The organism is Acetobacter papayae JCM 25143, assembly GCF_000613285.1.
Taxonomy (GTDB): Bacteria; Pseudomonadota; Alphaproteobacteria; order Acetobacterales; family Acetobacteraceae; genus Acetobacter; species Acetobacter papayae.
Map to the genome: position 1 here is coordinate 17019 of NZ_BAIN01000018.1, position 25285 is coordinate 42303.

The following is a 25285-nucleotide window of genomic DNA, read 5'->3' on the forward strand; positions in this document are numbered from 1 at the left end:
ACGCTTCAGGCTTTGGGGCCGTTTTTCCTGCGCCGGAGCAGAACCCGGACAGACCCTTTATTGCCAACATGCGGGTAAGCCAGCCCCAGAATTCTGGAGCGGATTTCCGGTCGTTCAAGCCACATGGGCAATTCGCGCCGCAGGACACCACCCTCCTGCCCCGAGCCAAGCCCGGTAATGATTTCAACACAGCGCGCATCGCGCCGGGTGGCTACGTCCAGAAACTCCATCAACCGGCGGAAAGCATCCTGCGCCACCATACCGTGCAGATCCAGCCGCAGATCCGCACGCATGCCGCCCTGAGAAAAACGCCGCCAGTTATAGTCATCCACACCGGGCTGGCGCTTGCCGATCCTGTCTGCTGGGGCAGGCACCAGCGCCACCCGCACGGCAGGGCCCGGCACTCCGGCAAACCCCGTAGCCAGAAGCTCCTCCATGGATACGCTAGCGCCTACGGCCTGCCCGCCCGGCATGGTGGCCTCAGATTGCTCCGGCAGAACACCTCGGCGGCGCGCTGGAGGCGCCATATCCGGTAAAGGCTGGCGTTCGCGCCCGGTTTCCGCCTGCCGTGTATCCGCGCCGGGCGGCAGACGCAGGGCAGAGCGCAGGGGTGCTACATCGCGCGCCACCAGCGCCCAGAGCGCGCGCTCATCCTCTCTCAAGCTTCTGCGTCGTCCCGCCACGTTGTCTCCACCCCGGCATTGGGCCGGTTCGTGTGCCAAATGATCCGGGCGCGACACAAACAAAAAACGGCCCGAACAGCTAGTGTATCACCCGCCGTCGAACCGTTTTTCAAGGCCAAAGGGCCGGAACAATGTGTTCCGGCCCCTCAACACCACCTTATCAGGGCTTCATATCCGCCAGAGAATGCCCATCATAACGCCCCGTCAGGTTTTGAGGAACGCCACGATATCCGTAACATCCTGCTCCGACGGGTTGGCATCGGGCGTCTGGTAATGCGCCATCTTGCGCACGGCTTCTTCCAGCGTGTTCGCGCTGCCATCGTGGAAATACGGCGCGGTCTGGTCGATATTGCGCAGGTTGGGCACCACGAAGCGATAACGGTCACCATCCGCATGGGTTACGGTGTAGCGCCCTTCATCCGCATCGGTTACCGGGCCACCACGATCCTTGAAGTAATCCCCTTCCAGACCCATGGCTTCATAAGCACCACCGCCCAGACCAATGCCGCTATGGCAACCGGAGCAGCCAATAGCCTTGAAGCGCTCATAGCCACGGATCGCCTGCGGGCTGATCGCATCCTTCTTACCCTTCAGGTAGTCATCAAACGGGCTGTCAGGGGTGATCAGGGTTTTTTCAAATTCCGCAATCGCCGTCGTAATGCTCTGCTGGTCGATCGCTACCGCAGGGCCAAACGCCGCCTTGAACAGACCTGCGTATTCGGGGTCGCCGTTCAGCTTGTCAGCAACCGCGCCCCAGTCATGCGAGCCCATTTCCACCGGGTTCATGACAGGCCCCGCAGCCTGTGCTGCCAGATCAGGCGCACGACCGTTCCAGAACTGGGCGATCTTGAAATAAGCGTCATAAACGCTGGGAACGTTGATCGGCCCTTTCTGCCCGCCAATGCCGGTTGCGGTTTTCAGATGATCCACCCCGCCACGGTTCAGGTCATGGCAGCCTGCGCAGCTCAGACCGTTATCACCAGACAGTTTGGTATCGAAAAACAGCTTGCGACCCAGCACGACCTGCGCGTTGTTGACGGCAATCTGCTCCGGCACGGGCCGGACAGGCTCACCAGCAAAGGCAGGGGCTGCCCCTGTATCGGCATAGTAGCGCTCACGGGTGTCGCGCACCCAGGTCAGCACGGCCTGCCTGTCGGCATTGGACAGATGGGCGTGCCAGTGCATCAGCAGATACAGCGTGGGCGGCATGCGGTTCTGGACAATGACTTCCTCAATGCGGGACAACTGCTCCTCGCTCGGCGGCACGCCTTTTTCAAAAGCCTCCAGAACCGGCTCGATACGGAAATGCCTGCGGCCCTGCACCAGATCCTTTTCCATCAACTGGTTGGCAACCGGCACATGGAAATAGAACGGCAGTTCACGCCCTGTGGCATGACAGTAATCGCACCGTGCATCGCTCAGCACATTGAAAGCGGCCAGCGCCACAGGGTTCTTGTTCGTGGGCGAAACCGCCGTGAGACGCGGGGCTGTCTCATGATCGAAATGCTGCAAAAAGGCGACAACCCCGCCATATGCAACAACTCCCGCTCCGACCAGACCAACAATTATCCGTTTCAAAACCCGCGCTCCCTCGTCTATTTGAGCGCCCTGTCAGAGCGCTCCCCCCGGCGTGCCTGATGCCGCCATGTGCTTGCATGGAGGACTCTGCTGGTCGCGGAATGAAATGTCAAAACGATTATCTTGGTCATAATCATTGAACAATTCGATAACAAACCAGCCTCCTTATTCCTGACACCATCTCAACCCATTGCGCATAATATTAACACAGGGCTGACATAAAAGTATTCGATCGTGTTGCTGACAATGCGCAGCACACAAACCATTCAAATCAAAGCCTTTTGCAGCGAGAAAAACTGTCCGTAAAAAAACATGTGAATTTTTTTTTCTACAGACCCCCTGTATATAAAAAATAAATTCATAGCATCTGCACTAGACAGCCAGGGATATTTGATTAAAAAGCCCCAGCACCATCTAGGGACTGCCTAAATACACAGGCGTTGCTCCCTCCACCCAGTTACGAACCGCTGCAACCCCATCATCCTGACGGGAAACCATTCCTCGTATCCGCCGCACATGCCTCAACCAAGGAGCCACACTCAATGCTGAAATCATTGCCGGGCGGATGGGCAGACGCAAAATCGACCCTGTCTGCCATTGAACGCTCGTTTGCGATCATTGAATTTGATCCGCAGGGAAAAATCCTGACCGCCAACGAAAATTTCTGCACCGCTACCGGTTACCGGCTTGAGGAAATCCGCGGACACCACCACAGCATGTTTGTCGAACCGGATTATGCCAAAACGCCCGAATACGCGGCGTTCTGGAACAAGCTGGCAGGCGGCATGTTCGATGCGCAGGAATATGTCCGTATTGGCAAGGATGGGCAGGAAGTCTGGCTTCAGGCGTCTTACAACCCGGTGAGTGACATCTCTGGCAAGGTGTACAAGGTGGTCAAGGTCGCCGCTGTCACCACGGATGCCGCCATCAGGGCAGCGGATACACAGGGCAAACTCGCGGCCATTTCCCGCGCGCAGGCCATGATCGAGTTCACGCCAGATGGCCGTATTCTCGACGCCAATGACAAGTTTCTGCAAACCATGTCCTACGACCGCAGCGAAATCGTAGGCAAACACCACAGTATGTTTGTTGAACCCGGCTTTGCGGACAGCGCGGACTATGCGCTCTTCTGGAAAAAGATTCAGGCGGGTGAGTTCGTATCCGACGAGTTCAAGCGGATTGGCAAGAACGGCAAGGTTGTCTGGCTTCAGGCCTCTTACAACCCGATTTTTGACCACAAGAACCGGGTCATAAAAGTTGTCAAATTCGCCAACGATGTCACCAACCGTGTGCGCACCATCGCCGATATTGGCAGTGGTCTGGACAAACTGGCGCACTGCTCTCTGGCGCACCGGCTGGATAACGCGGTTGATCCCGCCTACCAGACCCTCTGCACCGATTTCAATTCCGCCATTGAAAATCTGGAACAGACAATCACCACGTTATCCGATTCGGTCGATATCGTGGGCAACGGGGCGCATGAAATTGCCGCCGCTTCGAACGATCTGGCCCGCCGCACGGAAAGGCAGGCCGCCAATCTGGAAGAAACCGCCTCCACCCTGAACCAGATCACAACAACCGTTGGCCACACTGCCGAAGGCGCTCGGCATGCAGCCCAGGCCGCGTCCACCGTGCGGGCCGATGCCGCACAGGCCGGAAACGTGGTCAATGACGCCATTCGCGCCATGGAGCAGATCAAGGAAACATCCAGAAAAATTTCTCAGATCACCGGCATGATCGAGCAGATCGCTTTTCAGACCAACCTGCTCGCCCTCAATGCTGGGGTAGAAGCCGCGCGTGCGGGTGAGGCAGGCAAGGGCTTTGCTGTTGTGGCAGCGGAAGTGCGCACACTGGCACAGCGTTCGGAAACCGCCTCAAAAGACATCCGCAACCTGATTTCCAACTCCGCCACCCAGATCGACCGGGGTGCGACACTGGTGGGTTCAGCAGGGGACGCCCTGCATGCCATTGCGGGGCAGATGGTCCAGATCGATACGCTGTTTCGGAAATCGCCAGTGGTGCGAACGAGCAGGCCACAGGTCTGGGGCAGATCAATGAGGCCGTAAGCCAGCTTGATCAGGTTACCCAGCAGAATGCCGCCATGGTCGAGCAGGCCACGGCCTCGGCCAATAGTCTGGGGGCAGAAGCCAAAAACCTTATGGATCTGATCAGCCAGTTCCATACCGGGAGCGATAAACTATCTACCCTCGCCCCCACTCTCATGACGCAGCAGCGCGTGCTGGCTTCGTAAGCAGCAGACCTTTCTACCCGGCTTTGCGGCTTTCGCGCAGCCGGGCGCGGGCCACGTCCACATACTGGGGGTCAAGCTCGATCCCCGTTCCCTGACAGCCCAGCTTCTGGGCTGCCAGCAGGGTCGTGCCTGTACCCATGAACGGGTCGAGCACAACGGCATGCGGCTGACCGTGCAGCAAAATGCACTGCTCGGGCAAGGCGACGGGGAATGTGCCGGGATGGTCGAATTTTTCCGCCCGGCCCCTTACCGTTTCATACGGAATAAACCACGCATCACCCCGGCAGCGGCGGTCCTGACTATGCCCACGCCGGGTGATGTTGGACTTGTCCTTGTACGGCACGCCTGCGGCCAGCCTGTCGAGCATGACCTCTCCATCGCGCGTGAAATGAAAGACATGCTCATGCCCACGATGCAGGTAGCGCTGGCTGTTCATAGGCTTGAAATGCCCGAAGCTGTCCTGCCCCACGGAAATGGATTTCACCCATGAAATATGGTTTTGCAGGGCAAACAGTTCACGCAGGCGCACAGCCAGCTCGAACGGCAGCCATGGCTGGGTGGAAGACCCCGAGATATTGAGAAAAAACGACCCGTCCGGCTTCAGAACACGGCGAAGCTGCGCTGCCACAGCCACCATCCAGTCCAGATAGTCTTCCTCGCCCCGCTGGTCTTCATAACTGCGGTAGGACAGTCCGATATTATAGGGGGGTGAGGTAACGATAACATCGACCGAGCCTGCCGCCATACGGCGGAGCACGCGCAGACAGTCACCAAGCACTATCTGCTGCTGCCCAACCCGATAACGCCTGACACGCGCGGGAGCCTCCGCCGGAGCACCACGGGCCTCGGTATCAGCCTTCACGCACTGCGTGCCGCCGCAAGACGCCAGCCATTGCCGCTCCCGCCCATTACACGCTCAAAGGTCCACAGGTCAGAAAATTCGGTCACAGCATCCGTGCCGGTGGCGGGCTGGCCTTCACGGTCAAGCACAAGGCTGATCTGGTCGGAAACAATACGCACATCAATGGCGGCGGTATTGACCCCGTCACGCGTGTTCAGCCGCACATCTTCAATGGCGAGGGAGCGCAGGGCCTTGATTTCCGTGCGCTGCTTTTCACCCGCCTCATCACGTGCCTTGATGGCGGCATCAAAGGTCTCGTACACGGCAGGCACCAGATAGGTCTGCAGCACGGTACGGTTTCCTTCCGCATAGGCCATGACAACCTGCGGGAAAACCGTGCGTACATTGGCCAGAAACGGCTGGGCCGCAAAAGTGGCGTCCTGCTGGGTCAGGCTTTGCAACAACTGCCCAACCCGCGTGCCGGGGGTGGGAATATCATAGGCCACCGTCGAGGGTTCTGGGGTTTCAACCGGGGCATCCACACGCGGGCCAGCATATCCGGCCGGGGTACAATTGGCAGAGGGGGAGCCTGCAGGCCTACCTTCTTGCCCAGCACACTCCGCAGGCGCAGCACCAGAAAAGCCGCCACCAGCGCCAGAAGCACCAGATCCACCGGGAAATGACCGGAAGTAAAAAACATCTCTCTTGTGTCCACCATCATCTCTGGAACGGCGCACCGCCATAGCCTGGCGGTATGGCCGCAACCCGTCCCTAACACATAGTCACACTACCGGGCTGACACAATGCCGCCGTGCCGCCAGCATGGTTCCACCATACCTGACAAGCCATACCACGCAACCAGTGATACGGGCCAACCAAGGGCAGCCCGGCCGTTCATATCCGCCATGATAAACCGCTGCATGCTCCGTAAGGACGTAACAGGCGCGCCATGGCCCGGCCTGCCGGTTGGCGAAGGCGCGCAGGCGTGCTACCGCAGAAAGGTCTAAAGCCGACAGCAGGAAAATCGATAGACCATGTCTGAAACAGCACAGCCCACGCCGCCCGCACTGCCGCTTTCCGTCAACCTGCAGTACACGCGCGACCTGTCGTTCGAGGTTCCCGCAGGCGCTGAAATTTTCGCCACCCTGCGCAACCAGCCCCAGATTGGCGTGAACATCGACGTGCAGGCCAACCGCCTGCAGGACGACCAGATGATTTACGAGGTTGTCCTGACCATCAAGACCGAAGCCAAGGAAAGCCCCGAGACCGAAGGCGGCGCGCCCGGCCGGACCGTTTTCATTGCAGAACTGGTCTATGCCGCCGTTGTCACCCTGACCAACCCGCCGCAGGAACTCATCGAGCCGATCCTGCTGGTGGAAGTGCCGCGCCTGATCTTCCCCTACGCGCGCAACATCATCAGCGATGTCACGCGCGATGGCGGCTTCCCGCCCATCGTGCTGCAGCCGATCGACTTTGTCGCACTCTGGCAGGCCCGCCGTGCGGAATTCCCGCAGGCTGCCGGTAACGCCTGATCCCGCACGGGTCATACGAACCGAAAAAACCCCTCCCCCTTGCCGGGGAGGGGTTTTTTATTACCCGCCGCTTCTCTCAAACCGTTAACGCCGGACCTGTTCCAGTGCTGCCAGCATGGAGTGCGCATCGGGCCGGGCTGCAACAATAATCGGCCCCTGCCAGCCCAGCGCCCGCACGCCCTGTTCAATCGCGGGAGAGAGCACAAGCGCCACAGTCCTGAGCGCTGCTGCGCGCAACGCGCCACCTCGCAGGCCAGCAAGCCAGCTTCTGGCACTTTGGGCTGAAAAAAACGCAACAACTTCAATACTGCCCGCCAGCAAGGCCCCGGCAACATCAGGGGGCGGGCTACGCACAGGGTGGGTCTCATAGGCAATGCGGCGCAGAACCCGAAATCCATCTGCCCGTAAAGCCGTGGCCAGCGCACCACCCTGCCCTGCGCCACAGGCCAGCAATAACGGCCCCGTCTCAGGGGCAAGGCTTTGGCGCAGCAGCATCGCCAGAGCCACAGCATCACCATCCGCACTGTAAACCTGTGTAAACCCGACAGCGCGGGCACGCTCGGCCGTGCGGGCTCCTACGGCAAAGACGGGTACCGCAAGGCTGATCCCCATAGGGAGAGCCTGCGCCACCGCGGCTACGGCTTGCCCGCTTGTAAGCAACAGGGCCGCTACGCCCCGCCCCGCCCCTTCTACGCCGCGTGAAACCATGCTGCGCGGGCGAACAACAAGGGCGGGCGATGCGTAAGCGCGCCACCCAGCCTGTTCCACCGCTGCCAGCGTTTCCCCCAGACCGGGCTCCGGCCGGGTAATGACTATGCCCCGGCTCACCCTACCCGGCAGGAAAAAACCGGACAGCCACTCATGCCGAGAGCGTTTCCTCGAAAATATCATCCGGGCTGTCGCGCCGCAGGCTACGGCCCAGTTCATGCCCGAGCCGGGCCGCATCTTCCGGCGCGCCGCTGATGGCGCGTTTCAGAAGGAACGAGCCATCCTCGCGCGCGACAAGCCCGGTCAGGTGCAGTTCGGGCGCACCACCAGCCACAACCGGAATAAGCTGGGCATACCCACCAATAGGTGTTCGGCACGACCCATCAAGCTCGGCCAGCAGGGCGCGCTCGGCCGTGGCGACGGCGCGGGCCTCGTAATCCTCGATAGCAGACAGCAGTTCGCGCAGTTCGATATCGTCCTCACGCACGGTCACACCCACAATACCCTGCCCGGCGGCTGGCACCATCATGGTCGGAGCCAGCACCACGCTGGCGCGCTCGGCCATACCCAGACGCTTGAGCCCCGCAAGAGCCAGCAGCGTTGCATCGCACTGGCGGCCAGCCAGCTTGTCCAGACGGGTCTGCACATTGCCGCGCAGCAGGCCGAATTTCAGGTCAGGCCGGACATGGAGCATCTGTGCCTGCCTGCGCACAGAGGCACAGCCAACCATGGCCCCCTGAGGCAGGGCGGAATAGGGATCATCCGGGTCGGTGGGCGTAAGGCTGGGGCCGAGAATCAGCGCGTCACGCGCATCCTCACGCTTGAGCGTGCAGGCCAGCACAAGGCCGGGCGGCAGCGTGGTTTCAAGATCCTTGAGGCTGTGCACCGCAAAATCGATCCGGCCATCGGCCAGCGCTTCGTGGATTTCCTTGGCGAAAAGACCCTTGCCGCCAATTTCCGCCAGCCTGCGGTTCTGCACCTGATCACCCGTGGTGTTGATCTGGTGCTCCTGAAAAGCGCCCATATCGCGCAGGACAGGGCAGAACTTTGTCAGCGTTGTCAGGAAGGCGCGTGTCTGCACCAGCGCGAGCGGAGAACCGCGCGTACCGACCCTAAGGGGCAGCGAGTGACGGCCGGAATGACCACCTGCCTTTTTCTGGCGGGCGGCGGCTTCTGCCGCGATCTCCTGCAAGGCGGGAGAAAGGACGGCGGGAGAGGGGTGGCTGAATCCATAAGATGTGTCTATTTACCGGGACGAACGAAAGGACAAGACGCAATGAAGCCCGGCTGGTTTGTAACGCCTGCGCGACCAGAAAAGCATTCCGCCCCTCTCAACCTGTTGCATGGGTGGCACAATACAGGCTTTTTGGAGGAGCGTCCATGAACGTCTCCACCGCATGCGCCATGGCACCCGGCCCCGTGCTGGCGATCGAGTCTTCCTGTGACGAAACAGCCTGTGCCATTCTTGCACCAGAGGGAACCATTCTGGCGCAACGGGTCATTTCGCAGGACGGCCATGCGGATTTCGGTGGTGTGGTGCCTGAAATCGCCGCACGCGCGCATCTGAGCCTGCTGCCCGAACTGGTACACGCAACCCTGAAAGACGCAGGCCTGCCCCCTTCCGGGCTAGGGCTGGTGGCCGCCAGCACCGGGCCGGGGCTGATTGGCGGGCTGATTGTGGGCAGCGGCTTCGCCAAGGGGCTCGCCCTCGCGCTTAACCGGCCTTTTGTGGCGGTCAACCATGTCGAGGCCCACGCGCTAACCGCCCGCCTGCCCGGTCTGGTGGAAGCGGCGCCCCTTTCCCTTACCTGCTGCTGCTGGTTTCGGGCGGGCATTGCCAGTGTATCGCCGTTGAGGGAATCGGGCGTTACCGCAAACTGGGCGGCACGATAGACGATGCGGCGGGTGAGGCCTTCGACAAGGTGGCCAAAATGCTGGGGCTGGGCTGGCCGGGTGGCCCCGCACTGGAAAAACTGGCGCGAGAGGGCAACCCGGATGCCATCGCCCTGCCCCGTCCGCTGATCCGCCGCGCTGGTTGCGATTTTTCTTTCTCCGGTCTGAAAACCGCCATCGCCCAGAAGCTCGCCCCCTATGGGCAAACACCCCTGCCCCGGTCTTTTGCGGCGGATCTGGCCGCATCTTTTCAGCAGGCCGTGGCCGATGTCGTGGCCGACAGGATCAACCACGCACTGGATATGATGCCCTCAGCGCGCCTGCTGGTGGCTGCCGGTGGCGTGGCCGCCAATACGGTGCTGCGCGCCCGGCTGGAGGAAACCGCCCAGAGCCGGGGCTGCCGCTTTGCTGCCCCGCCGCTACGCCTGTGCACGGATAATGCTGTCATGGTCGGCTGGGCCGCGCTGGAAACATGGGCCGAAGCCGCCCGGCGCGGGCAGACACCTTTCACCGATATAGCCCTGCGCCCCCGCCCACGCTGGCCGCTGGAAGAAATGGCCAGCCGCTTTACCCCCACCGATAACCAGCCAGAGGCCGGGTCTTTTTCATGAATTATCGCCACGCCTACCATGCAGGCAATTTTGCCGACTGCATGAAGCACGCCCTGCTTGTCAGCCTGATTGGCTCTTTCCTGCGCAAGCCAACCCCTTTCATGGTGCTGGATACCCATGCGGGCATTGGCCGTTATGACCTGCACAGCCCCGAGGCTGAAAAAACCGCGGAATGGAAAGAAGGCATAGGCCGCCTTGAACACGAAGGCCCTGACAGCCCGCTGGCACCCTGGCTTGATCTGGTTCGCAAAGCAGGCGGGCCACGTTTTTACCCCGGCTCTCCCCTGCTAGCCTCGCTCATGCTGCGCGAGCAGGATCAACTGATCTGCTGCGAAAAACATCCCGAAGACAAGCGCACACTATACAGCCTGTTCGCCCGCACCCCCAACGTGCAGGTGCATGAGCGCGATGCCTATGAAAGCCTGCGTGCCCTGCTGCCCCCCGCACAGGCCCGCCGGGGACTTGTGCTGATGGACCCACCTTTTGAGGAACCTAACGAGTTCGACCGCATGGCTCAGGGGCTGCACACCATTCAGCAGCGCTTTGCCCCTGCCGTAGTGGCGCTGTGGTACCCCATCAAACACCGCACCCCCGTACGCACCTTTGAGCACGCCCTGATGGATGCCGGAACGCGCGATGTACTGACCGCGGAACTGCTGATGCGCCCCCCACGACCCCGACCAGCTGAATGGCGCAGGCTGATGGTGATCAAACCACCCTATGGTTTTGCACAGGAAGCCCAAGTGCTGCTTGACCGGCTGCGCACTACGCTGGGTGCATTTGAAAGCACCGTCACCACGCTTATTCCCGAATAAGCACTGGCCCTGTTTTCGGGCCTGCCCCAAGCCCTGCCGCAACCTCGGGATCAGCCCCGTGCGGCGGGAACGGTGCGGCTCATATGCTGCCAGATATCAAGGGCAAAGCCCTGTATGCCCGCCGCCATGATCTGCACGCCAATACAGAGCAGCACCAACGCTGCCAGACGGCTGACAATGCGCGTGCCTGTCACCCCCAGCATGGTCACCAGTTTTTCAGCACTGGAATAGGCAATCCAGACCAGCAGCACCACACCCACGGCCCCAAGACTGATCCCCACACCATAGGCCCATGGCGAGGCCTCAGCCGGACTGGTCGAGCCAGAGCAATAGCCACGGCAATGGTGCCCGGCCCGACCGTAAACGGCATGGCCAGCGGAAAAAACGCGCTTTCAGACCAGTTGGGGTTCTGAACCGTGCGGCCATCCTGCAAGGCCTGACGCTCCTTGCGGGCCTCGGTGTTTTCCGGCTTTTGCAGCAGTTCCCATGCACTGACCGCCACAACCAGCCCGCCTGCCACCCGCAGGGCACTGACCGTAATGCCAAAAAACGCCAGAACCGCACCGCCAAACCATAGCGAGACGATCATGAGCATAAAGGAATAGAACGAAACCAGACGCGCCAGCGCCTGAATTTCCGTTTTCGAGCGCCCTTCGGTGGCCTGCGCGAAAATCAGCGCGGCCCCAAACGGATTGACGATGGAAAACAGGGCCGGAAACGCAAGCAGAAAAGCCGCTGTGGTCGTATGAACCGCCCCGGAAGAAAAGAAACCGCCCAAAACGCTCATTGACCGCTGCGGCCTCCCATGCCGAATGCCGCCTGCCCGTTATGCAAAAATCAGGAAGCCTGTTCCCTGTATAGCCGGGCATGCTGCGACGCCAGACCAATATCCGCAGGAGGGTAACAGAAACTCAACCCGCTTTCATCCCCCACAGGCCAGATGCTCAGGCCGATATCGTCATAAATCCGCAGGAACGGCTCTCCCACACACCAGAAGGCGGGTTTCAGTCCCTGTTGCAGCGCCAGATCACGCATCCGCCATATGGCGGAAATGCTATCCGCCTCATCCCCCGCAGGTCGCCCAGCCCAACCAGAAAACCACCCAGCACCCGCAGTGGAATCATAGCCTCTCCGGCTTCGCCCATCACATAACCTTCGGGGTGGAAACCAGTCATGTCCTCCAGTGCGTGCGGCAGGGCATGATAGCGTTGCAGGGCGTCTTCACCCATGGTGAAACGGCGACACGGGCGGGCCAGAGCAGCCGCCCCACCACCGCCAGTGCCAACAGCACCGCCAGTGCCACCGTCCACCGGGTGGCACCACGCATGGAAGAAGCAAAAACCACCTGCACCAGCTTGCCGAAAGGTCGTCTCGCGTGGCCAGCGCCACCACACAGCCCAGAAGCAGCAAGAGCGAAAGCAGCGTGCTGGTAGATAACGGCTCGCTCAGCAGGCGTGCATGCCTGTAGTAGCAGGCCCGATACGGCGCGATAAACAAGGTGGACAGACCCAGCACCACAGGCACGAACACCATATTGCCGCGCAGGAATGTCAGCACCGTGGCCAGCAGCAACAGGGCCAGCGCGCCCCGCCACGCCAGCGTAACCCGCTGCGAAAGCCCTATGGCCATGCTGATAAGGGCAACACCCAGCAAAGAGAGCAGATATGTGCCGCCAAGATGCAGCACGCCGGCCAAGCTATCGGGCAGCATGGACTGACCGGGCGTATGATCAAACAGCACAAGCCCGATCAGCAGCACACCGCAGAGCGAGACCGTGCCGGTAGCCACGGCCACGGAAAACGTAGCCTCACTCTCGCGCACGACCTGACTGGGCCTGCGCACAACCGCTGCCGTGCCGGACAGGTCGGTATTTTTCTTGCGCGCAAGGGCGGCATCGCCACGCAGGAAAAGCTCGTGCCCGGCGAACATGAGCCCCGCCACAAACAGCGGGATGATGTAATAGAACAGCCGGAAAATAAGAATGACGCCCAGAATGCGCGGCGCAGCATATATGGCCCGAGTGCCAGCAGCATAACGCCGTCAAAAACACCAAGCCCCCCCGGCACGCTGGCCACCAGCCCCGCCGTGTAGGCCGCGATATAAATCGCAAGGAAAGACCCGAAATCCACCCCAGCACCCGCAGGCAGCAGCATAGGCGATACTGGCCGTGGCGGCCACTTCCGCCGTGGCCACAAGCGTTTGCAGCAGCGCCATACGTGGCGAAGGCAGGTTAACCCGCCATTGCCGCACGCACACACTGGGCAGGCGGAAGGACAGCCCGATATAGAGCGCCACCATGACCATAGCCCCGCCCCGACAACCGCCAGAAACCCCGGCGGCACGCGCCCGCCAATACCGGGCAGCATGGCCGGCTCCCAGATCAGCACCGCACCGATAAGGGCTGCCGCCCCCAGCAGATACGTGGCCGAACAGAACGCAATAATCTGGGTTATGGCAAAGGAATCCACCCCCCAGTTGCGATACAGCCGGTAGCGCACCGCAGCACCGGATACAGCCGAAAAGCCAAGGTTATGGGACAGGACATAAGAGCAGAAGGCCGCAAAAGCCGCACGGCGGAAGGGCAGATGCCCATAGCCCACCTGAATAAGGGCCAGCCTGTCGTAAAAAGACAGCACAAAATAGGAAAGCAGCGTGCAAGCCGCCGCCAGTGCCATTTGCCAGCCCGGAATACCCGTCATGGCCTGCCGGATATCGGCCATGTGCAGATGGCGCAGTTCATGCCACACCACCCCGATAGCCGCTACCATCAGCACCATCCCCAGCAGGGCGGGCAGGTGCCTGAGCCAACGGCGCAGCCCTCCTGCTCGCAGTGCAGGTCGGGCGGGGTATTACCGTCCGTATCCTGCTGCTCGGGTGGCAATGGCGCGCGCTGGATCATGCGAGGGCGGCCCCGTTCAGTCCTGCCGGTCTCGCAGGAGGGCCGCCTCGATCAGGGCGATGGTTTCACGCACCCCATACAGGGCGACAAAACCCCCGAACCGTGGCCCTTCCTTCTGCCCCAGCAGCACTTCGTACAGGCAGCCAAACCAACTACGCAGGGGTTCGAAACCATGGCGCTTGCCAACCTCGAACACCGCATTCTGCAAGGTCGTGGCGTCCGGGGCTTCTGCCTCGTAGCCACGCAGCACGTCCGCCAGATCGACAAGAGCGCCGCGCTCCTGTTCGCTGGGTGCGCGGAATGTTTTGGCCGGTCTGACAAAGTCCGCGTAATAGGCCACTGCATAGCGCACCATGGCGGCCAGCATGGGGTGCGTTTCGGGCGAGACAGCCGCATCATACCGGCGGATAAAGCCCCACAGCACTTCGGGCGTTTCTGCATTGGCCACGCTGGCGAGGTTGAGCAGCATACCAAACGGCACCGGGCTTGCGGCCTCGGCCCCCACCTGCCCACGCAGGATGAACCATGCCGGGTTGGCCCGCAGTTCGGCACCGGCGGGGTTATCGGCCTGCAGGCTCAGGGCCTTGTCCACATGGGCCAGATATTCATCCGCCGTTTTGGGAATGACATCGAAATACAGCCGCTTGGCGCGTTGCGGCTGGTTGAACATGAACTGGCCCAGACTTTCCGGCGGGGCATAACGCAGCCATTCCTCAACCGACAGGCCGTTGCCCTTGGACTTGGAAATTTTCTGCCCCTGTTCATCCAGAAACAGCTCATAGGTAAGCCCGGCTGGCGGGGTGCCGCCAAGAATTTTGCAGATACGGCCCGACAGCCGCACGCTATCGATCAAATCCTTGCCGGACATTTCGTAATCAACGCCCAGCGCATACCAGCGCATGGCCCAGTCGGCCTTCCACTGCATTTTGGCATGGCCGCCAGTCACGGGGGTTTCAAACACCTCGCCGGAGGCAGGGTCAGTCCAGCGCACGGTGCCCGCAACGGGGTCCATGGCGTCCATTTTCACCTGCATGACCTCACCCGTACGCGGGTGCAGCGGCAGCACGGGCGAATAGGTGGCCCGGCGTTCGGCCCCGAGCGTAGGCAGGATAACCTCGAGAATTTCCTCGTGCACTTCCAGCACGCGCTTCAGAGCCGCATCGAACCGGCCCGATGTGTAATAGGCGGTGGAGGACGCGAACTCGTATTCGAATCCAAAACTGTCCAGAAACGCGCACAGCCGGGCATTGTTATGCGCGGCAAACGACTCGTGCGTGCCAAACGGGTCCGGCACGCGCGAAAGCGGCTGGCCAATATATTTTTCCAGCATTTCGCGCTGGGGCACGTTGTCGGGCACTTTGCGCAGGGCGTCCATGTCATCCGAGAACGCCAGCAGGCGCGAGGGGCGTCCGGTCAGCGCCGTATAGGCCTGCCGCACCCACGATGTGCGCGCCACCTCGCCAAATGTACCGATATGCGGCAGGCCCGACGGGCCATAGCCGGTTTCCAGCAGGGCGGGACGCGCATCATCCCCACCACTGGCATTGCCGCGTGTGGACACATGTTCGGCCAGTTTACGCGCTTCCTCAAAGGGCCATGCGCGCGGAATATCGGAGAGGGGGGCTGTGCGACTGTCTGACATGGGCGGAAGCTATGAACTGCTCCGCGCCCGGTCAATGCAAAAACACGCCCCCTATGGGGCATGGTGCATTTTTTCCTCCCCATTGACCCCCCGCGCCAGCCGTTTATCCTCCCTCCACCCCGGACAGCCACCACTGAAGGATCCCGTCTGCCCATGCGCCGTACATCCGCCCTGATCCTGATCGGCAATGAAATCCTGTCCGGCCGCACGCGCGACGACAATATCCAGTTTCTGGCTCTGCGGCTGGGCGAGCTGGGCATCCCGCTGCGCGAAATCCGGGTTATTCCCGACATCCGCGAGACCATCATCCGCACCGTAAGCGAACTGCGCGGTGCCTATGACGAAGTATTCACGACCGGCGGCATAGGCCCCACGCATGACGACATAACTGCCCCCTGCGTGGCCGAAGCCTTTGGCGTGCCGTGGGAAATCCACGCCCCCACCTTTGCGCTGCTCAGCGAATATTTCCGCCATACCGAATTCAACGCCGCCCGCCAGCGCATGGCGCACCTGCCGCGCGGGGCGGTGCCAATCGCCAACCCCATTTCGCATGCGCCGGGCTTTACTATCGGCAACGTGCATGTGCTCGCAGGCGTGCCGCGCATCATGCGCGCCATGTTTGATGAACTGGCCCCGACCCTGCAACGCGGCGCGCCGGTTTTCTCGCGCACATGGCACTGCACATCGCTTTATGAAGGCACGCTGGCCGCGGAGCTGGAAGCCATACAGGCCCGCCATCCTGATCTGGATATCGGCTCATACCCCTTCCACCGCGAAGACGGCTACCGGGGCGTGGCCCTTGTGGCCAAAGGACAGGATGAAGAAGATGTCAGCCGCGCGGCGCAGGAAATCCACGATCTGATCAGCGCCAAAGGCGCTACACCCATCGAAGGTGAGCCCCAGCGCTAAGGGGGGCTTACGGCCGCAGGCAAGAACGTCCGGGCCTAAAACAATCCCTGCTGAACGCGTAACACGCGCCCAGCAGGGATTATGCTGTCAGTGAAGGGCTTCGCGGCCCATGGCGAGAAACTTCTCGCGGCGCAGTTCACGCAGACGTTCGGGGGCGAGCGGCTGCAGTTCCTTCAGCGCTTCACCCAGCACCTTGCCAACCGAAGCCATGGCCACTGCGGGGTCACGCTGGGCACCGCCAATCGGTTCGGGCACGATCTGGTCGATCAGCCAAGGCGCTTAAGGTCCTGTGCGGTCAGGCGCAGCGTTTCTGCCGCCGTGCTGGCCTGCTTGGGATCACGCCACAGGATGGAGGCACAGGCCTCGGGCGAAATAACCGAGTAAATGGCGTTCTCGAGCATGAACACCTTGTCCCCGGCCCCCAGCGCCACAGCCCCGCCAGAGCCGCCTTCGCCAATAACAGTCGCGATCAGCGGCACGGGCGCGTCAAAACAGGTGGCGATAGAACTGGCGATGGCCTCAGCCTGACCGCGCTGCTCCGCATCGATACCGGGCCATGCGCCCGCCGTATCGATAAAGGTGAGAATCGGCAGGCCGAAACGCCCGGCAAGCTGCATCAGCCGCTGGGCCTTGCGGTAGCCTTCGGGGCGGGCCATGCCGAAATTATGCTGTAGCCGCGTCTCAAGGTCCGAGCCGCGCTCGGTGCCGATCACCATCACAGGCGTGCCGTCAAAACGACCCATACCCCCGATAATGGCCTTGTCATCGGCATAGAGCCGGTCACCTGCCAGCGGGGTGAAGTCGCTCACCAGCGCGTTGATATAGTCCTGCGTGTGCGGACGCTGTGCATGACGGGCAACCTGCACTTTCTGCCATGGCGTAAGCTTGGCGTAGATGGCGCGCAGGTGTTTTTCCGCCTTTTCTGAAAGGCGGGCCGTTTCTTCTTCAATGTTGACCTTCGGGGTCAGCCATCTGCCGCAGTTCGTCGATCTTGTTCTCAAGTTCGGCGACGGGCTTTTCAAAATCCAGGAACTGACGCATGCCACAGCCGATAGCACACTGCCGCTGAAAACCAAGCCTCTATCATGCACAGGCACGCGTTTTTAACGCCTTTTACTGCACACGCTATCCATTAGATGGCGGTTTTCCGCCCTCGGGCGCATCTTCGCCCCCCACCTGCGCCAGCGGGTGAGATGCCACTACCGCCTGCCTGAGCTGCTCGATCTGCACATGGGTGTAAATCTGGGTGGTGGCGATATCGGCATGGCCCAGCAGCATCTGCAACGCCCGCAGGTCTGCACCATGCGCCAGAAGATGCGTTGCAAACGAATGCCGCAACACGTGGGGAGAAAGCCGGGCGGGGTCCAACCCTGCCCTAAGGCCCACATCATGCAGAATCCGGTCAAAGGCCTGCCGCGTCATGGGCTGGGTTGGGTTACGTCCGGGAAACAGGAACAAGCTGCCCAGCGCCTTATCTGTTTCCATCAAGGCCTTAACCGCCTCGCGCGCGCTGTCGGACAAGGGCACCAGCCGCTCCCGCCCGCCCTTGCCGCGCACCATGAGTGTGTGGGCCTCGCCCGCCAGCGCCACGCGTGTCAGTGACAGCAGTTCAGAAATACGCAGCCCCGAGGCATAAAGCAGTTCCAGCGCCGCCAGTGCCACCTGCCCGCGCCGTATCCGCGCAGCAGACGCCCCCTCGGGAGCCGGGCAGGCCTCCAGCAGGGCCAGCACTTCCGATTCGGATAAAAAACCGGGCAAGGAGCGCTCGGGCCGGGGGGTATCCAGATTAGCGGCGGGGTTATCCGTCCGCAGTCCTTCACGCAGGAGAAACAGATAGAACTGGCGAATACACGACAGCCGCCGCGCAACGCTGCGCCGGGCCTGCCCTTCCGCCGCCATATCCGCCATCCAGCCCCGCAGGCCTTCCGGCGTAGCATCCCTGAGGGTCTGCCCCTGCCCGGCGAGGCTCTGCGCACAAGAGGACAAATCCGCTTCATACGCCGCCAGCGTATTGGGGGCGGCCGCACGCTCGGCGGCCAGCATTTCCAAAAACATGTCCATGCCGGACAGGTCAGCCCTCATCCCGCCGCCTCCTTAGGCAAAAGCGGCGCGGCGGGACCAGCATGGACCGACATGCTTACTCGGGAGCAGAATCAGCCGGCTGGGGCGCTGCTGGTGTGGACACACCCGGAGCCACCACAGGCCCGGTGGGCACGACCGGCACAAGAGCTGCTGCCGCAGGGGCCGCTGCCTCCTGCTGGGGGAGCGGCAGTACCCGGTGCACAGCCTGCGGCTCGGGAGCATGGGCCTTGAGCCCCAGCACCACCAGCCCACCCAGCGCGCCGAGAAAAACAACCGCGACAATAGCAAGGATACCGCGCCCCATTACCCGCTCCCAGAAAACAGACATCATGACAGACAGCGTCACGACAGATACCGTAGGTGTGTTCCCCCTGCTCTATGTTAAGCTAAGCCCCATGTCATCACGTATCTCCATTCCCCAACCTGAAACAACGGACCCGCCTCCCGTTCCGCTCAATCTTGAGCGCATTGTCCGCGCCCATGGCCCCGGCCTACTGCAAACGGGCCGCAGCATCGTGCTCGTAGGGCTGATGGGTGCAGGCAAAACCACCATAGGCCGCATGCTGGCAGCGCGGCTCGGCCTGCCCTTCGTGGATGCCGATACAGAAATAGAACGCGCCGCGGGCTGCTCCATTGCCGATGTGTTCCGCCTGTATGGCGAGGCCGCCTTCCGCGATGGCGAACGCCGCGTTATCCGCCGCCTGCTTGAAGGCCCCCCCATGGTGCTGGCCACGGGCGGTGGCGCTTTCATGGCAGCCGACACGCGCAGGCTGGTGCGCGATCAGGCCATTTCGGTTTGGCTGCGCTGCCCGTTGCCCGTTCTTCTGCGCCGGGTTGCGGGGCGCACGCACCGCCCCCTGCTGAACACCGCATCCCCACGGGATGTACTGGAAAAACTGATTGCCATCCGCCACCCGGTCTATGCCGAGGCCGATGTGACGGTGGATTGTGGAGACAATAACGTGGAGCATACAACAACGCGCGTCATGGAAGCGCTGGCCCTTTCGCGCCGCCCGTTGCGCCTGCCCGTTGAACTGGAAAAAAGCCGCTACGATGTGGTGATCGGCACCGACCTGATCAGCCGCGCTGGTGCGCTGCTGGCGCCGGTTCTGCCGCGCCGCAATGTTATCGTCATTACCGATGAAACCGTGCGCCCGCTCTACCTGCCAGACTGCTCGCCTCCTTTCAGGAAACCGGAATCGAGCACGATCCATAATCGTTGCCCCCGGTGAGCACACCAAATGCTGGGCCACCTATCAAAACGTGGTGGACACCATTCTGGAAGGTGGGGTGGAACGCCGCACCGCCATCATAGCCCTCGGCGGTGGCGTGGTGGGCGATCTGGCTGGCTTTGTGGCCGCCACCACGCTGCGTGGCCTGCCCTTCATTCAGATTCCCACCACACTACTCTCGCAGGTCGATTCCTCCGTTGGCGGCAAAACGGGCATCAACTCGCGCTGGGGCAAGAATCTGATCGGCGCTTTCCATCAGCTCTATGCGTGCTGGCGGATGTTTCCTCGCTCGCCACCCTCCCCCCGCGTGAGGTGGTGGCGGGTTATGCCGAAATTGTGAAGTCAGGGCTGATCGGGCAGGAATCGCTCTTTGCCTGGTGCGAAAAACACGGTGCCGCCGTGCTCTCGCGCGACCCCGAAGCTCTGGCCGAAGCCGTGCGTCAGGCCTGCGCCTTCAAGGCAGGCGTTGTCGCCGCCGATGAGCGCGAGGAGCAGAAAACCGATGGCCGCGCCCTGCTCAATCTGGGGCATACCTTTGGCCACGCACTGGAAGCCGAACTGGGATATGATGGCCGCCTGCTGCATGGCGAGGCCGTATCCATCGGCCTGACACTGGCGTTTTCTCTGTCCGTAAAGCTTGGATTCTGCCCGCAAGAAGACCTGATTCGCGTTACCAACCATTTGGAAAGCCTGCATATGCCCGCGCATATCAGTGACCTGCCCCATCGTTTCCGCATAACGGATCTGATGGCCCACATGCAGCGTGACAAAAAAATGCAGGATGGCAGGCTTTCCTTCGTGCTCGCGCACGGAATCGGCAAGGCTTTCACCACGCGCGACGTGCCCGCAGAAGCCGTGCGCGAGGTGCTGCTGGCGGATGGGGCGACACCCTAAAAACAGTCTGAATCCGCCGGGCTTTTTAGGCGGCGCGGCAAAAAAGTCACCGTGCCGCAATTCTGCCTTAATGGAACAGGAGAGAGAGGCGGAACAGTTGCGTTTGCAATATGTTAACCAATACCCACGATATTGATGCCGCACGGCTATGCAGCAGGGACATATTCAGCCAACGAAATGAACTGTTGCAGATAAACCACGCTGATGACTTGTAGTGTCAAACAGTAGGGGCCGCCGGGTTCCTCTTTTGGAACCAATGGTTCTATACCGTTTTAAGGCATCTAGCTGGGCCTGTCCGCCGAATGGTTGGCGGGCAAGTCGAAACAGATGATACATTGAGGACGAAAATAATGCGTCTCCGCACGGCGTTACTTGCAACGACACTGATGGCAGCGGTTCCGGCTGTTGCCTCGGCCACCACCATCACCGGTCCGTATGTCGATCTGGCGGCGGTTATGACCTGACCCAGACCCAGCATGCTCATGTCGGCCCCGACGGGACCCATCAGTCCATCAGCCACAAGACGGGCTGGACGGGTTATGCCTCCTTCGGCTGGGGCTTCGGCAACGGCCTGCGCGCTGAAGTTGAAGGCACCTACCTGCGCTCCAACGTTGGTGGCGGTACGGTTGGTGGTTCCACCGGCAACCCCACGGCCGGCAATGGCAAGGACTCCTCCTACGGCGGCTTCGTCAATGTCCTGTATGACATTGACCTGAAGCAGTTCGGTATCGACGCGCCTGTCACGCCGTTCGTCGGTGTTGGCGCCGGTTACCTGTGGACGGATGAACAGGTTAACTACTCCTATGCTGGCCATAGCGGCAGCATCCGCGGCACGACCGGCGGCTTCGCCTATCAGGGCATTGTCGGTGCGGCATTCGACACGGGCATCCCCGGCTTCCAGGTCACGGCTCAGTACCGCATGATCGGCCAGCCCGGCACGTTCCGTAACGGTGCATTCAACGACAGCGCCACGAACGGCAACGTCAACTTCGATCACCGCTTCAACACCTGTTCATGGTTGGCCTGCGCTACGCCTTCGACACGGCTCCCCCGCCGCCGCCGCCGGCTCCGGCTGTGGTTGCCGCTCCGGCTCCGCTGCCCGCACGCTCCTACCTGGTGTTCTTCGATTGGGATAAGGCTGACCTGACCGCTCGTGCGCGCCAGATCGTGGCAGAAGCTGCTCAGGCTTCCACCCACGTGCAGACGACCCGTATCGAAGTTAACGGCTACACCGATAACTCCTCTGCTCACCCCGGCCCCCGCGGCGAAAAGTACAACCTGGGCCTGTCCCTGCGTCGTGCTAACAGCGTGAAGGCCGAACTGGTGCGCGATGGCGTTCCGGCAACCGCGATCGACATCCACGGGTACGGCGAAGCCACCCGCTGGTGCCGACCGGCCCCAACACCCGCGAACCCCAGAACCGTCGCGTGGAAATCATCCTCCACTGATTGGTTCGCTTTCCGGTCTGACCGGAAATCGCGGAAAGAGGCGCCTTCGGGCGCCTCTTTTTTTATCCGTCTTTTCTGGCACCGGCTTTCACGCCATACTTGGCTTTACCATGCGCTCTCTTTTTTCCAGCCTGACAGGTCAGGGCCGCCTCGCACCGCTGTTCAAATTCGGGGTTATCGGCTCACTCGGATTCGTCTGCGACAACACGGTCGTCTATACGATGCGCCCGCTCATCGGGCTGACAGCCGCAACCCTCGCGGCTTATTTCATCGCGGCAACCTTCAACTGGTTGCTTAACCGCCTCTGGACATTCCGGGGCCGGGGCCTACACCACCACCCGCTCGTGCAGTGGCTGCGCTTTCTGTGGGCCAACAGTCTTGGATTCTGCCTGAACCGGGGTGTGGTTTTTACCCTGTTCTATCTGTTCCCCTTCTGCGTACACCATCCGGTTGTCGCACTGGCGGCTGGCACGCTGGCGGGGCTTTTGTCCAATTTCAAACTCAGCCAGAAACTGGTTTTTCACGACCGCAAACCAGTGCCCCCCACAAGCGGTGCATCCGGCCGGTCATAATGCTGCCTCTTTCGGAGAAGGCGCGGCTGCGCTACAGCTAGGCCAGATATTCGACCACCATCACAGGTTCCGTCAGGGCACGGAGGCCTACCGTTCCGTTTTTGGCATTCCGCCTTGCACCAACCCGTTCAGGACTTCCAGCCCCACGCCATGCTGACAACAAACGAAATCCGCGCCTCTTTCCTGGAATATTTCGCCAGCAAAGAACACCAGATCGTCGCCTCGTCTTCCCTTGTTCCGCGGAACGACCCGACCCTGCTGTTCACCAATGCGGGCATGGTGCAGTTCAAGAACGTTTTCACCGGCCAGGAAACCCGCCCCTATTCTCGCGCCACAACAGCGCAGAAAGTGGTGCGCGCCGGCGGCAAGCATAACGATCTGGACAATGTCGGCTACACTGCCCGGCACCACACGTTCTTTGAAATGATGGGGAATTTCTCCTTCGGGGACTACTTCAAGGCCGAAGCCATTGAGCTGGCCTGGACACTGGTAACCAAGGGTTTTGGCCTGCCCAAGGACAAGCTGCTGGTCACCGTTTATGCCGAGGATGAAGAAGCCGCAGGCCTGTGGCGCAGCATTGCCGGGCTGGACGATAGCCGGATCATCCGCATTGCCACGTCTGACAATTTCTGGCGCATGGGCGATACGGGGCCGTGCGGTCCCTGCTCGGAAATCTTTTACGATCACGGCCCGGATGTTCCCGGTGGCCCGCCCGGATCACCGGATGAAGACGGCGACAGGTTTGTAGAAATCTGGAACCTCGTGTTCATGCAGTATTTCGAAGACCCGCCGGGCGTGCGCTCGCCCCTGCCCCGTCCGTCGATCGATACCGGGCTGGGTCTGGAACGCTTTGCCGCTATCCTGCAGGGCAAGCGCGACAACTACGACACCGATACGTTCGTGGCACTCACGCAGGCTTCGGCCGATGTCAGCCATCAGGCAGTGGACGGCGCGTTCAAGTCCAGCCACCGCGTTGTGGCCGACCACCTGCGTTCAACCGCGTTCCTGATTGCTGATGGCGTGCTGCCCTCCAAGGACGGTCGTGGTTATGTGCTGCGCCGCATCATGCGCCGCGCCATGCGCCACCTGCACATGATGGGCACCAAAGACCCGGTTTTCTACAAACTGCTGCCCGCCCTTATCCAGCAGATGGGCAATGCCTATCCTGAACTGGTGCATGGTGAGGCGCTGATCCGCGAAACCATGCGCGGTGAGGAAGAGCGCTTCAAGGCCATGCTCGAACGCGGCCTGCACCTGCTGGACGAAGAAAAAGCCCGCCTGACACCCGGCGCCGCCCTGCCCGGTGATGTCGCCTTCCGCCTGTACGATACGTTTGGCTTCCCGCTCGATCTGACACAGGATGCCCTGCGCGGCAGCGGCCATGATGTGGATGTAAGCGGTTTTGAAGACGCCATGGCCATCCAGCGCCAGCGCGCCCGTGCGGCGTGGTCTGGCTCGGGCGATGCGGCAGTTGAAACCATCTGGTTTGAAGCCCGCGACCGTTTTAGCGCGTCTGAATTCCTTGGCTATTCGACCGAACTGGCGGATGGTGAGGTGCAGGCCATCATTGCGGGCAATGCCTTCCTGCCTGAAGCCACGGTAGGTGCGGAAGTCGCCATTCTGCTCAACCAGACCCCCTTCTATGGCGAAAGCGGTGGGCAGGCTGGCGATACCGGCACCCTGCGCGCCGCCGGGCTGGAAATCGCGGTAACGGACACCCAGAAGAAAGCGGGTGACCTGATCGTGCATTACGGTACCATCATACAGGGCACACTCCGCCCCGGCATGGCGGTAACAGCCGATGTCAATCATGCGCGGCGCTCGGCCATTCGGGCGCATCACTCGGCTACCCATCTTCTGCACGAAGCCCTGCGCCGCCACCTTGGCGCGCATGTGGCGCAGAAAGGCAGCCTGAACACGCCTGACCGCCTGCGGTTCGACATCAGCCAGCCGCGCCCGATTACGGCCGAGGAACTGGCCCTTGTGGAAGCCGAGGTGAATGAGCGTATCCGCGAAAATGCGCGCGTTGTAACCCGCTCCATGACCCCGGATGAAGCCGTAGAAGAAGGGGCAACCGCCCTGTTCGGCGAAAAATACGGTGATGAAGTCCGTGTCGTTTCCATGGGTGCGGGCGACGAAAACCGTAATGCCTGGTCCATGGAACTCTGCGGCGGCACGCATGTTGAACGCACGGGCGATATCGGCCAGTTCAAGATCGTAACCGAAAGCGGTGTGTCCGCTGGCGTGCGCCGTATTGAGGCCGTTGCTGGCAAAGCGGCCGAAAGCCTTGCCGTTGCCAATGAGCAGCGCCTGAGCCAGATGGCCGCCATGATGAAAGTTGGCGTGAACGAAGCGCCCGAACGCCTTGCCAGCCTGCTGGAAGAGCGCCGCGCGATGGAACGCCAGATTGCGCATCTGCAACGCCAGCTTGCCACGGGCAGCGTGGCCGCCGCTGGTGTGGAGCAGGTTGGGGCATTCCGCCTCGCAACCCGCAATGTGGGTGAAACCCCCGCGCGCGAACTCAAGGGACTGGCTGAAACCATTCTCAAGCAGGGCGAAGCCGATGTGGTGGTGCTGATTTCCACCGCCGAGGGCAAAGGTAGCGTTGTTGCGGCCATAGCCCCTGCACAGGCCGAAAAAGCCGATGCCGTGGCACTGGTCCGCGCGGCCAGCGTTGCATGGGCGGCAAGGGTGG

At 61.5% G+C, this 25285-nt stretch carries 16 protein-coding genes and 7 pseudogenes; 10 read left to right on the top strand and 13 right to left on the bottom strand.

Annotated elements, in window-relative coordinates:
- Window positions 1-5: 5 nt before the first annotated feature.
- Both JCM25143_RS06465 and JCM25143_RS17515 read right to left on the bottom strand, forming a co-directional pair.
- Complete coding sequence (locus JCM25143_RS06465) at window positions 6-683, bottom strand: Smr/MutS family protein (RefSeq protein WP_035370605.1); 678 nt, start codon at window positions 681-683, stop codon at window positions 6-8.
- A 160-nt stretch (window positions 684-843) separates the two neighbouring features.
- Window positions 844-2261: pseudogene (locus JCM25143_RS17515) on the bottom strand (cytochrome-c peroxidase).
- A gap of 542 nt (window positions 2262-2803) precedes the next feature.
- On the opposite strand from JCM25143_RS17515, the gene JCM25143_RS17520 reads away from it, so the two are divergent.
- Window positions 2804-4327 (top strand): methyl-accepting chemotaxis protein, encoded by a 1524-nt coding sequence (locus JCM25143_RS17520; protein ID WP_159101597.1) that lies wholly within the window; start codon window positions 2804-2806, stop codon window positions 4325-4327.
- A gap of 35 nt (window positions 4328-4362) precedes the next feature.
- Window positions 4363-4512 carry a hypothetical protein gene (locus JCM25143_RS22275; RefSeq protein WP_159101598.1) on the top strand — a complete coding sequence of 50 codons (150 nt, stop codon included), beginning with the start codon at window positions 4363-4365 and terminating at the stop codon, window positions 4510-4512.
- Window positions 4513-4525: 13 nt separating this feature from the next.
- Here the strand turns inward: JCM25143_RS22275 and JCM25143_RS06480 are convergent, their stop codons facing one another.
- Both JCM25143_RS06480 and JCM25143_RS17525 read right to left on the bottom strand, forming a co-directional pair.
- Window positions 4526-5374 carry a DNA-methyltransferase gene (locus JCM25143_RS06480; protein ID WP_025860427.1) on the bottom strand — a complete coding sequence of 283 codons (849 nt, stop codon included), beginning with the start codon at window positions 5372-5374 and terminating at the stop codon, window positions 4526-4528.
- Window positions 5371-5895, bottom strand: coding sequence for a Tim44/TimA family putative adaptor protein (locus JCM25143_RS17525; RefSeq protein ID WP_369347361.1), 525 nt, complete (start codon window positions 5893-5895; stop codon window positions 5371-5373). Before JCM25143_RS17525 ends, JCM25143_RS06480 begins: the two co-directional genes overlap by 4 nt.
- A gap of 492 nt (window positions 5896-6387) precedes the next feature.
- Between JCM25143_RS17525 and secB the strand changes: the two genes are divergently transcribed.
- A complete protein-coding gene (secB, locus tag JCM25143_RS06495) occupies window positions 6388-6885 on the top strand; it encodes a protein-export chaperone SecB (protein WP_025860428.1) in 498 nt (165 codons plus the stop codon).
- Window positions 6886-6969: 84 nt separating this feature from the next.
- On the opposite strand, the gene JCM25143_RS06500 is transcribed toward secB, so the two are convergent.
- Together JCM25143_RS06500 and hemC are read right to left on the bottom strand one after the other, a co-directional pair.
- On the bottom strand, window positions 6970-7713 hold the full coding sequence (locus JCM25143_RS06500; protein WP_025860429.1) for a uroporphyrinogen-III synthase: 744 nt from the start codon (window positions 7711-7713) through the stop codon (window positions 6970-6972).
- A 31-nt stretch (window positions 7714-7744) separates the two neighbouring features.
- On the bottom strand, window positions 7745-8839 hold the full coding sequence (gene hemC / locus JCM25143_RS06505; protein WP_025860430.1) for a hydroxymethylbilane synthase: 1095 nt from the start codon (window positions 8837-8839) through the stop codon (window positions 7745-7747).
- Window positions 8840-8973: 134 nt separating this feature from the next.
- Here hemC and tsaD point away from each other — a divergent pair.
- Together tsaD and JCM25143_RS06515 are read left to right on the top strand one after the other, a co-directional pair.
- A pseudogene (gene tsaD, locus JCM25143_RS17530) lies at window positions 8974-10097 on the top strand (tRNA (adenosine(37)-N6)-threonylcarbamoyltransferase complex transferase subunit TsaD).
- Window positions 10094-10912, top strand: coding sequence for a 23S rRNA (adenine(2030)-N(6))-methyltransferase RlmJ (locus JCM25143_RS06515; protein WP_025860431.1), 819 nt, complete (start codon window positions 10094-10096; stop codon window positions 10910-10912). Before tsaD ends, JCM25143_RS06515 begins: the two are co-directional and overlap by 4 nt.
- A gap of 50 nt (window positions 10913-10962) precedes the next feature.
- Here the strand turns inward: JCM25143_RS06515 and JCM25143_RS17535 are convergent.
- From JCM25143_RS17535 to JCM25143_RS06545, 4 genes and pseudogenes are all read right to left on the bottom strand, one after another.
- Window positions 10963-11699, bottom strand: a pseudogene (locus JCM25143_RS17535) (MarC family protein).
- A 50-nt stretch (window positions 11700-11749) separates the two neighbouring features.
- Window positions 11750-13728 (bottom strand): annotated as a pseudogene (locus tag JCM25143_RS25390) (lysylphosphatidylglycerol synthase domain-containing protein).
- Entirely contained in the window at window positions 13680-13811 is a 132-nt protein-coding gene (locus tag JCM25143_RS24690) for a hypothetical protein (RefSeq protein WP_267879920.1), read from the bottom strand. The pseudogene JCM25143_RS25390 and the gene JCM25143_RS24690 overlap by 49 nt, the downstream one beginning before the upstream one ends.
- Before the next feature lie 16 nt (window positions 13812-13827).
- Window positions 13828-15453: a lysine--tRNA ligase gene (locus tag JCM25143_RS06545; RefSeq protein ID WP_025860435.1), complete on the bottom strand. Its 1626-nt coding sequence runs from the start codon at window positions 15451-15453 to the stop codon at window positions 13828-13830.
- A 153-nt stretch (window positions 15454-15606) separates the two neighbouring features.
- Here JCM25143_RS06545 and JCM25143_RS06550 point away from each other — a divergent pair, with 153 nt between their 5' ends.
- Window positions 15607-16362, top strand: a complete 756-nt coding sequence (locus tag JCM25143_RS06550; protein WP_025860436.1) for a competence/damage-inducible protein A — start codon at window positions 15607-15609, stop codon at window positions 16360-16362.
- Window positions 16363-16449: 87 nt separating this feature from the next.
- Here the strand turns inward: JCM25143_RS06550 and JCM25143_RS17545 are convergent.
- The 3 genes and pseudogenes from JCM25143_RS17545 to JCM25143_RS06565 form a co-directional block, all read right to left on the bottom strand.
- A pseudogene (locus JCM25143_RS17545) lies at window positions 16450-17403 on the bottom strand (acetyl-CoA carboxylase carboxyltransferase subunit alpha).
- 84 nt (window positions 17404-17487) lie between these two features.
- A complete protein-coding gene (locus JCM25143_RS06560) occupies window positions 17488-18444 on the bottom strand; it encodes a tyrosine recombinase (RefSeq protein ID WP_035370607.1) in 957 nt (318 codons plus the stop codon).
- A 55-nt stretch (window positions 18445-18499) separates the two neighbouring features.
- Complete coding sequence (locus JCM25143_RS06565) at window positions 18500-18775, bottom strand: hypothetical protein (RefSeq protein WP_148300033.1); 276 nt, start codon at window positions 18773-18775, stop codon at window positions 18500-18502.
- A gap of 64 nt (window positions 18776-18839) precedes the next feature.
- Between JCM25143_RS06565 and aroB the strand changes: the two are divergent.
- From aroB to alaS, 4 genes and pseudogenes are all read left to right on the top strand, one after another.
- Window positions 18840-20570 (top strand): annotated as a pseudogene (gene aroB, locus JCM25143_RS17555) (3-dehydroquinate synthase).
- 350 nt (window positions 20571-20920) lie between these two features.
- Window positions 20921-22018, top strand: a pseudogene (locus JCM25143_RS21380) (OmpA family protein).
- 110 nt (window positions 22019-22128) lie between these two features.
- Window positions 22129-22590, top strand: a complete 462-nt coding sequence (locus tag JCM25143_RS06590; RefSeq protein ID WP_025860441.1) for a GtrA family protein — start codon at window positions 22129-22131, stop codon at window positions 22588-22590.
- A gap of 150 nt (window positions 22591-22740) precedes the next feature.
- Window positions 22741-25285, top strand: a 2545-nt coding sequence (alaS, locus tag JCM25143_RS06595; protein WP_025860442.1) for an alanine--tRNA ligase, incomplete at its 3' end; no start/stop codon positions are given.

Coding starts and splice junctions, on each gene's coding strand:
- JCM25143_RS24690 (WP_267879920.1), bottom strand. CDS start 13,811: ATGATCCAGCGCGCGCCATTGCCACCCGAGCAGCAGGATACGGACGGT.
- JCM25143_RS06565 (WP_148300033.1), bottom strand. CDS start 18,775: ATGATGTCTGTTTTCTGGGAGCGGGTAATGGGGCGCGGTATCCTTGCT.
- JCM25143_RS06590 (WP_025860441.1), top strand. CDS start 22,129: ATGCGCTCTCTTTTTTCCAGCCTGACAGGTCAGGGCCGCCTCGCACCG.
- secB (WP_025860428.1), top strand. CDS start 6,388: ATGTCTGAAACAGCACAGCCCACGCCGCCCGCACTGCCGCTTTCCGTC.
- JCM25143_RS06545 (WP_025860435.1), bottom strand. CDS start 15,453: ATGTCAGACAGTCGCACAGCCCCCCTCTCCGATATTCCGCGCGCATGG.
- JCM25143_RS06560 (WP_035370607.1), bottom strand. CDS start 18,444: ATGAGGGCTGACCTGTCCGGCATGGACATGTTTTTGGAAATGCTGGCC.
- JCM25143_RS22275 (WP_159101598.1), top strand. CDS start 4,363: ATGGTCGAGCAGGCCACGGCCTCGGCCAATAGTCTGGGGGCAGAAGCC.
- JCM25143_RS17520 (WP_159101597.1), top strand. CDS start 2,804: ATGCTGAAATCATTGCCGGGCGGATGGGCAGACGCAAAATCGACCCTG.
- JCM25143_RS06515 (WP_025860431.1), top strand. CDS start 10,094: ATGAATTATCGCCACGCCTACCATGCAGGCAATTTTGCCGACTGCATG.
- JCM25143_RS06550 (WP_025860436.1), top strand. CDS start 15,607: ATGCGCCGTACATCCGCCCTGATCCTGATCGGCAATGAAATCCTGTCC.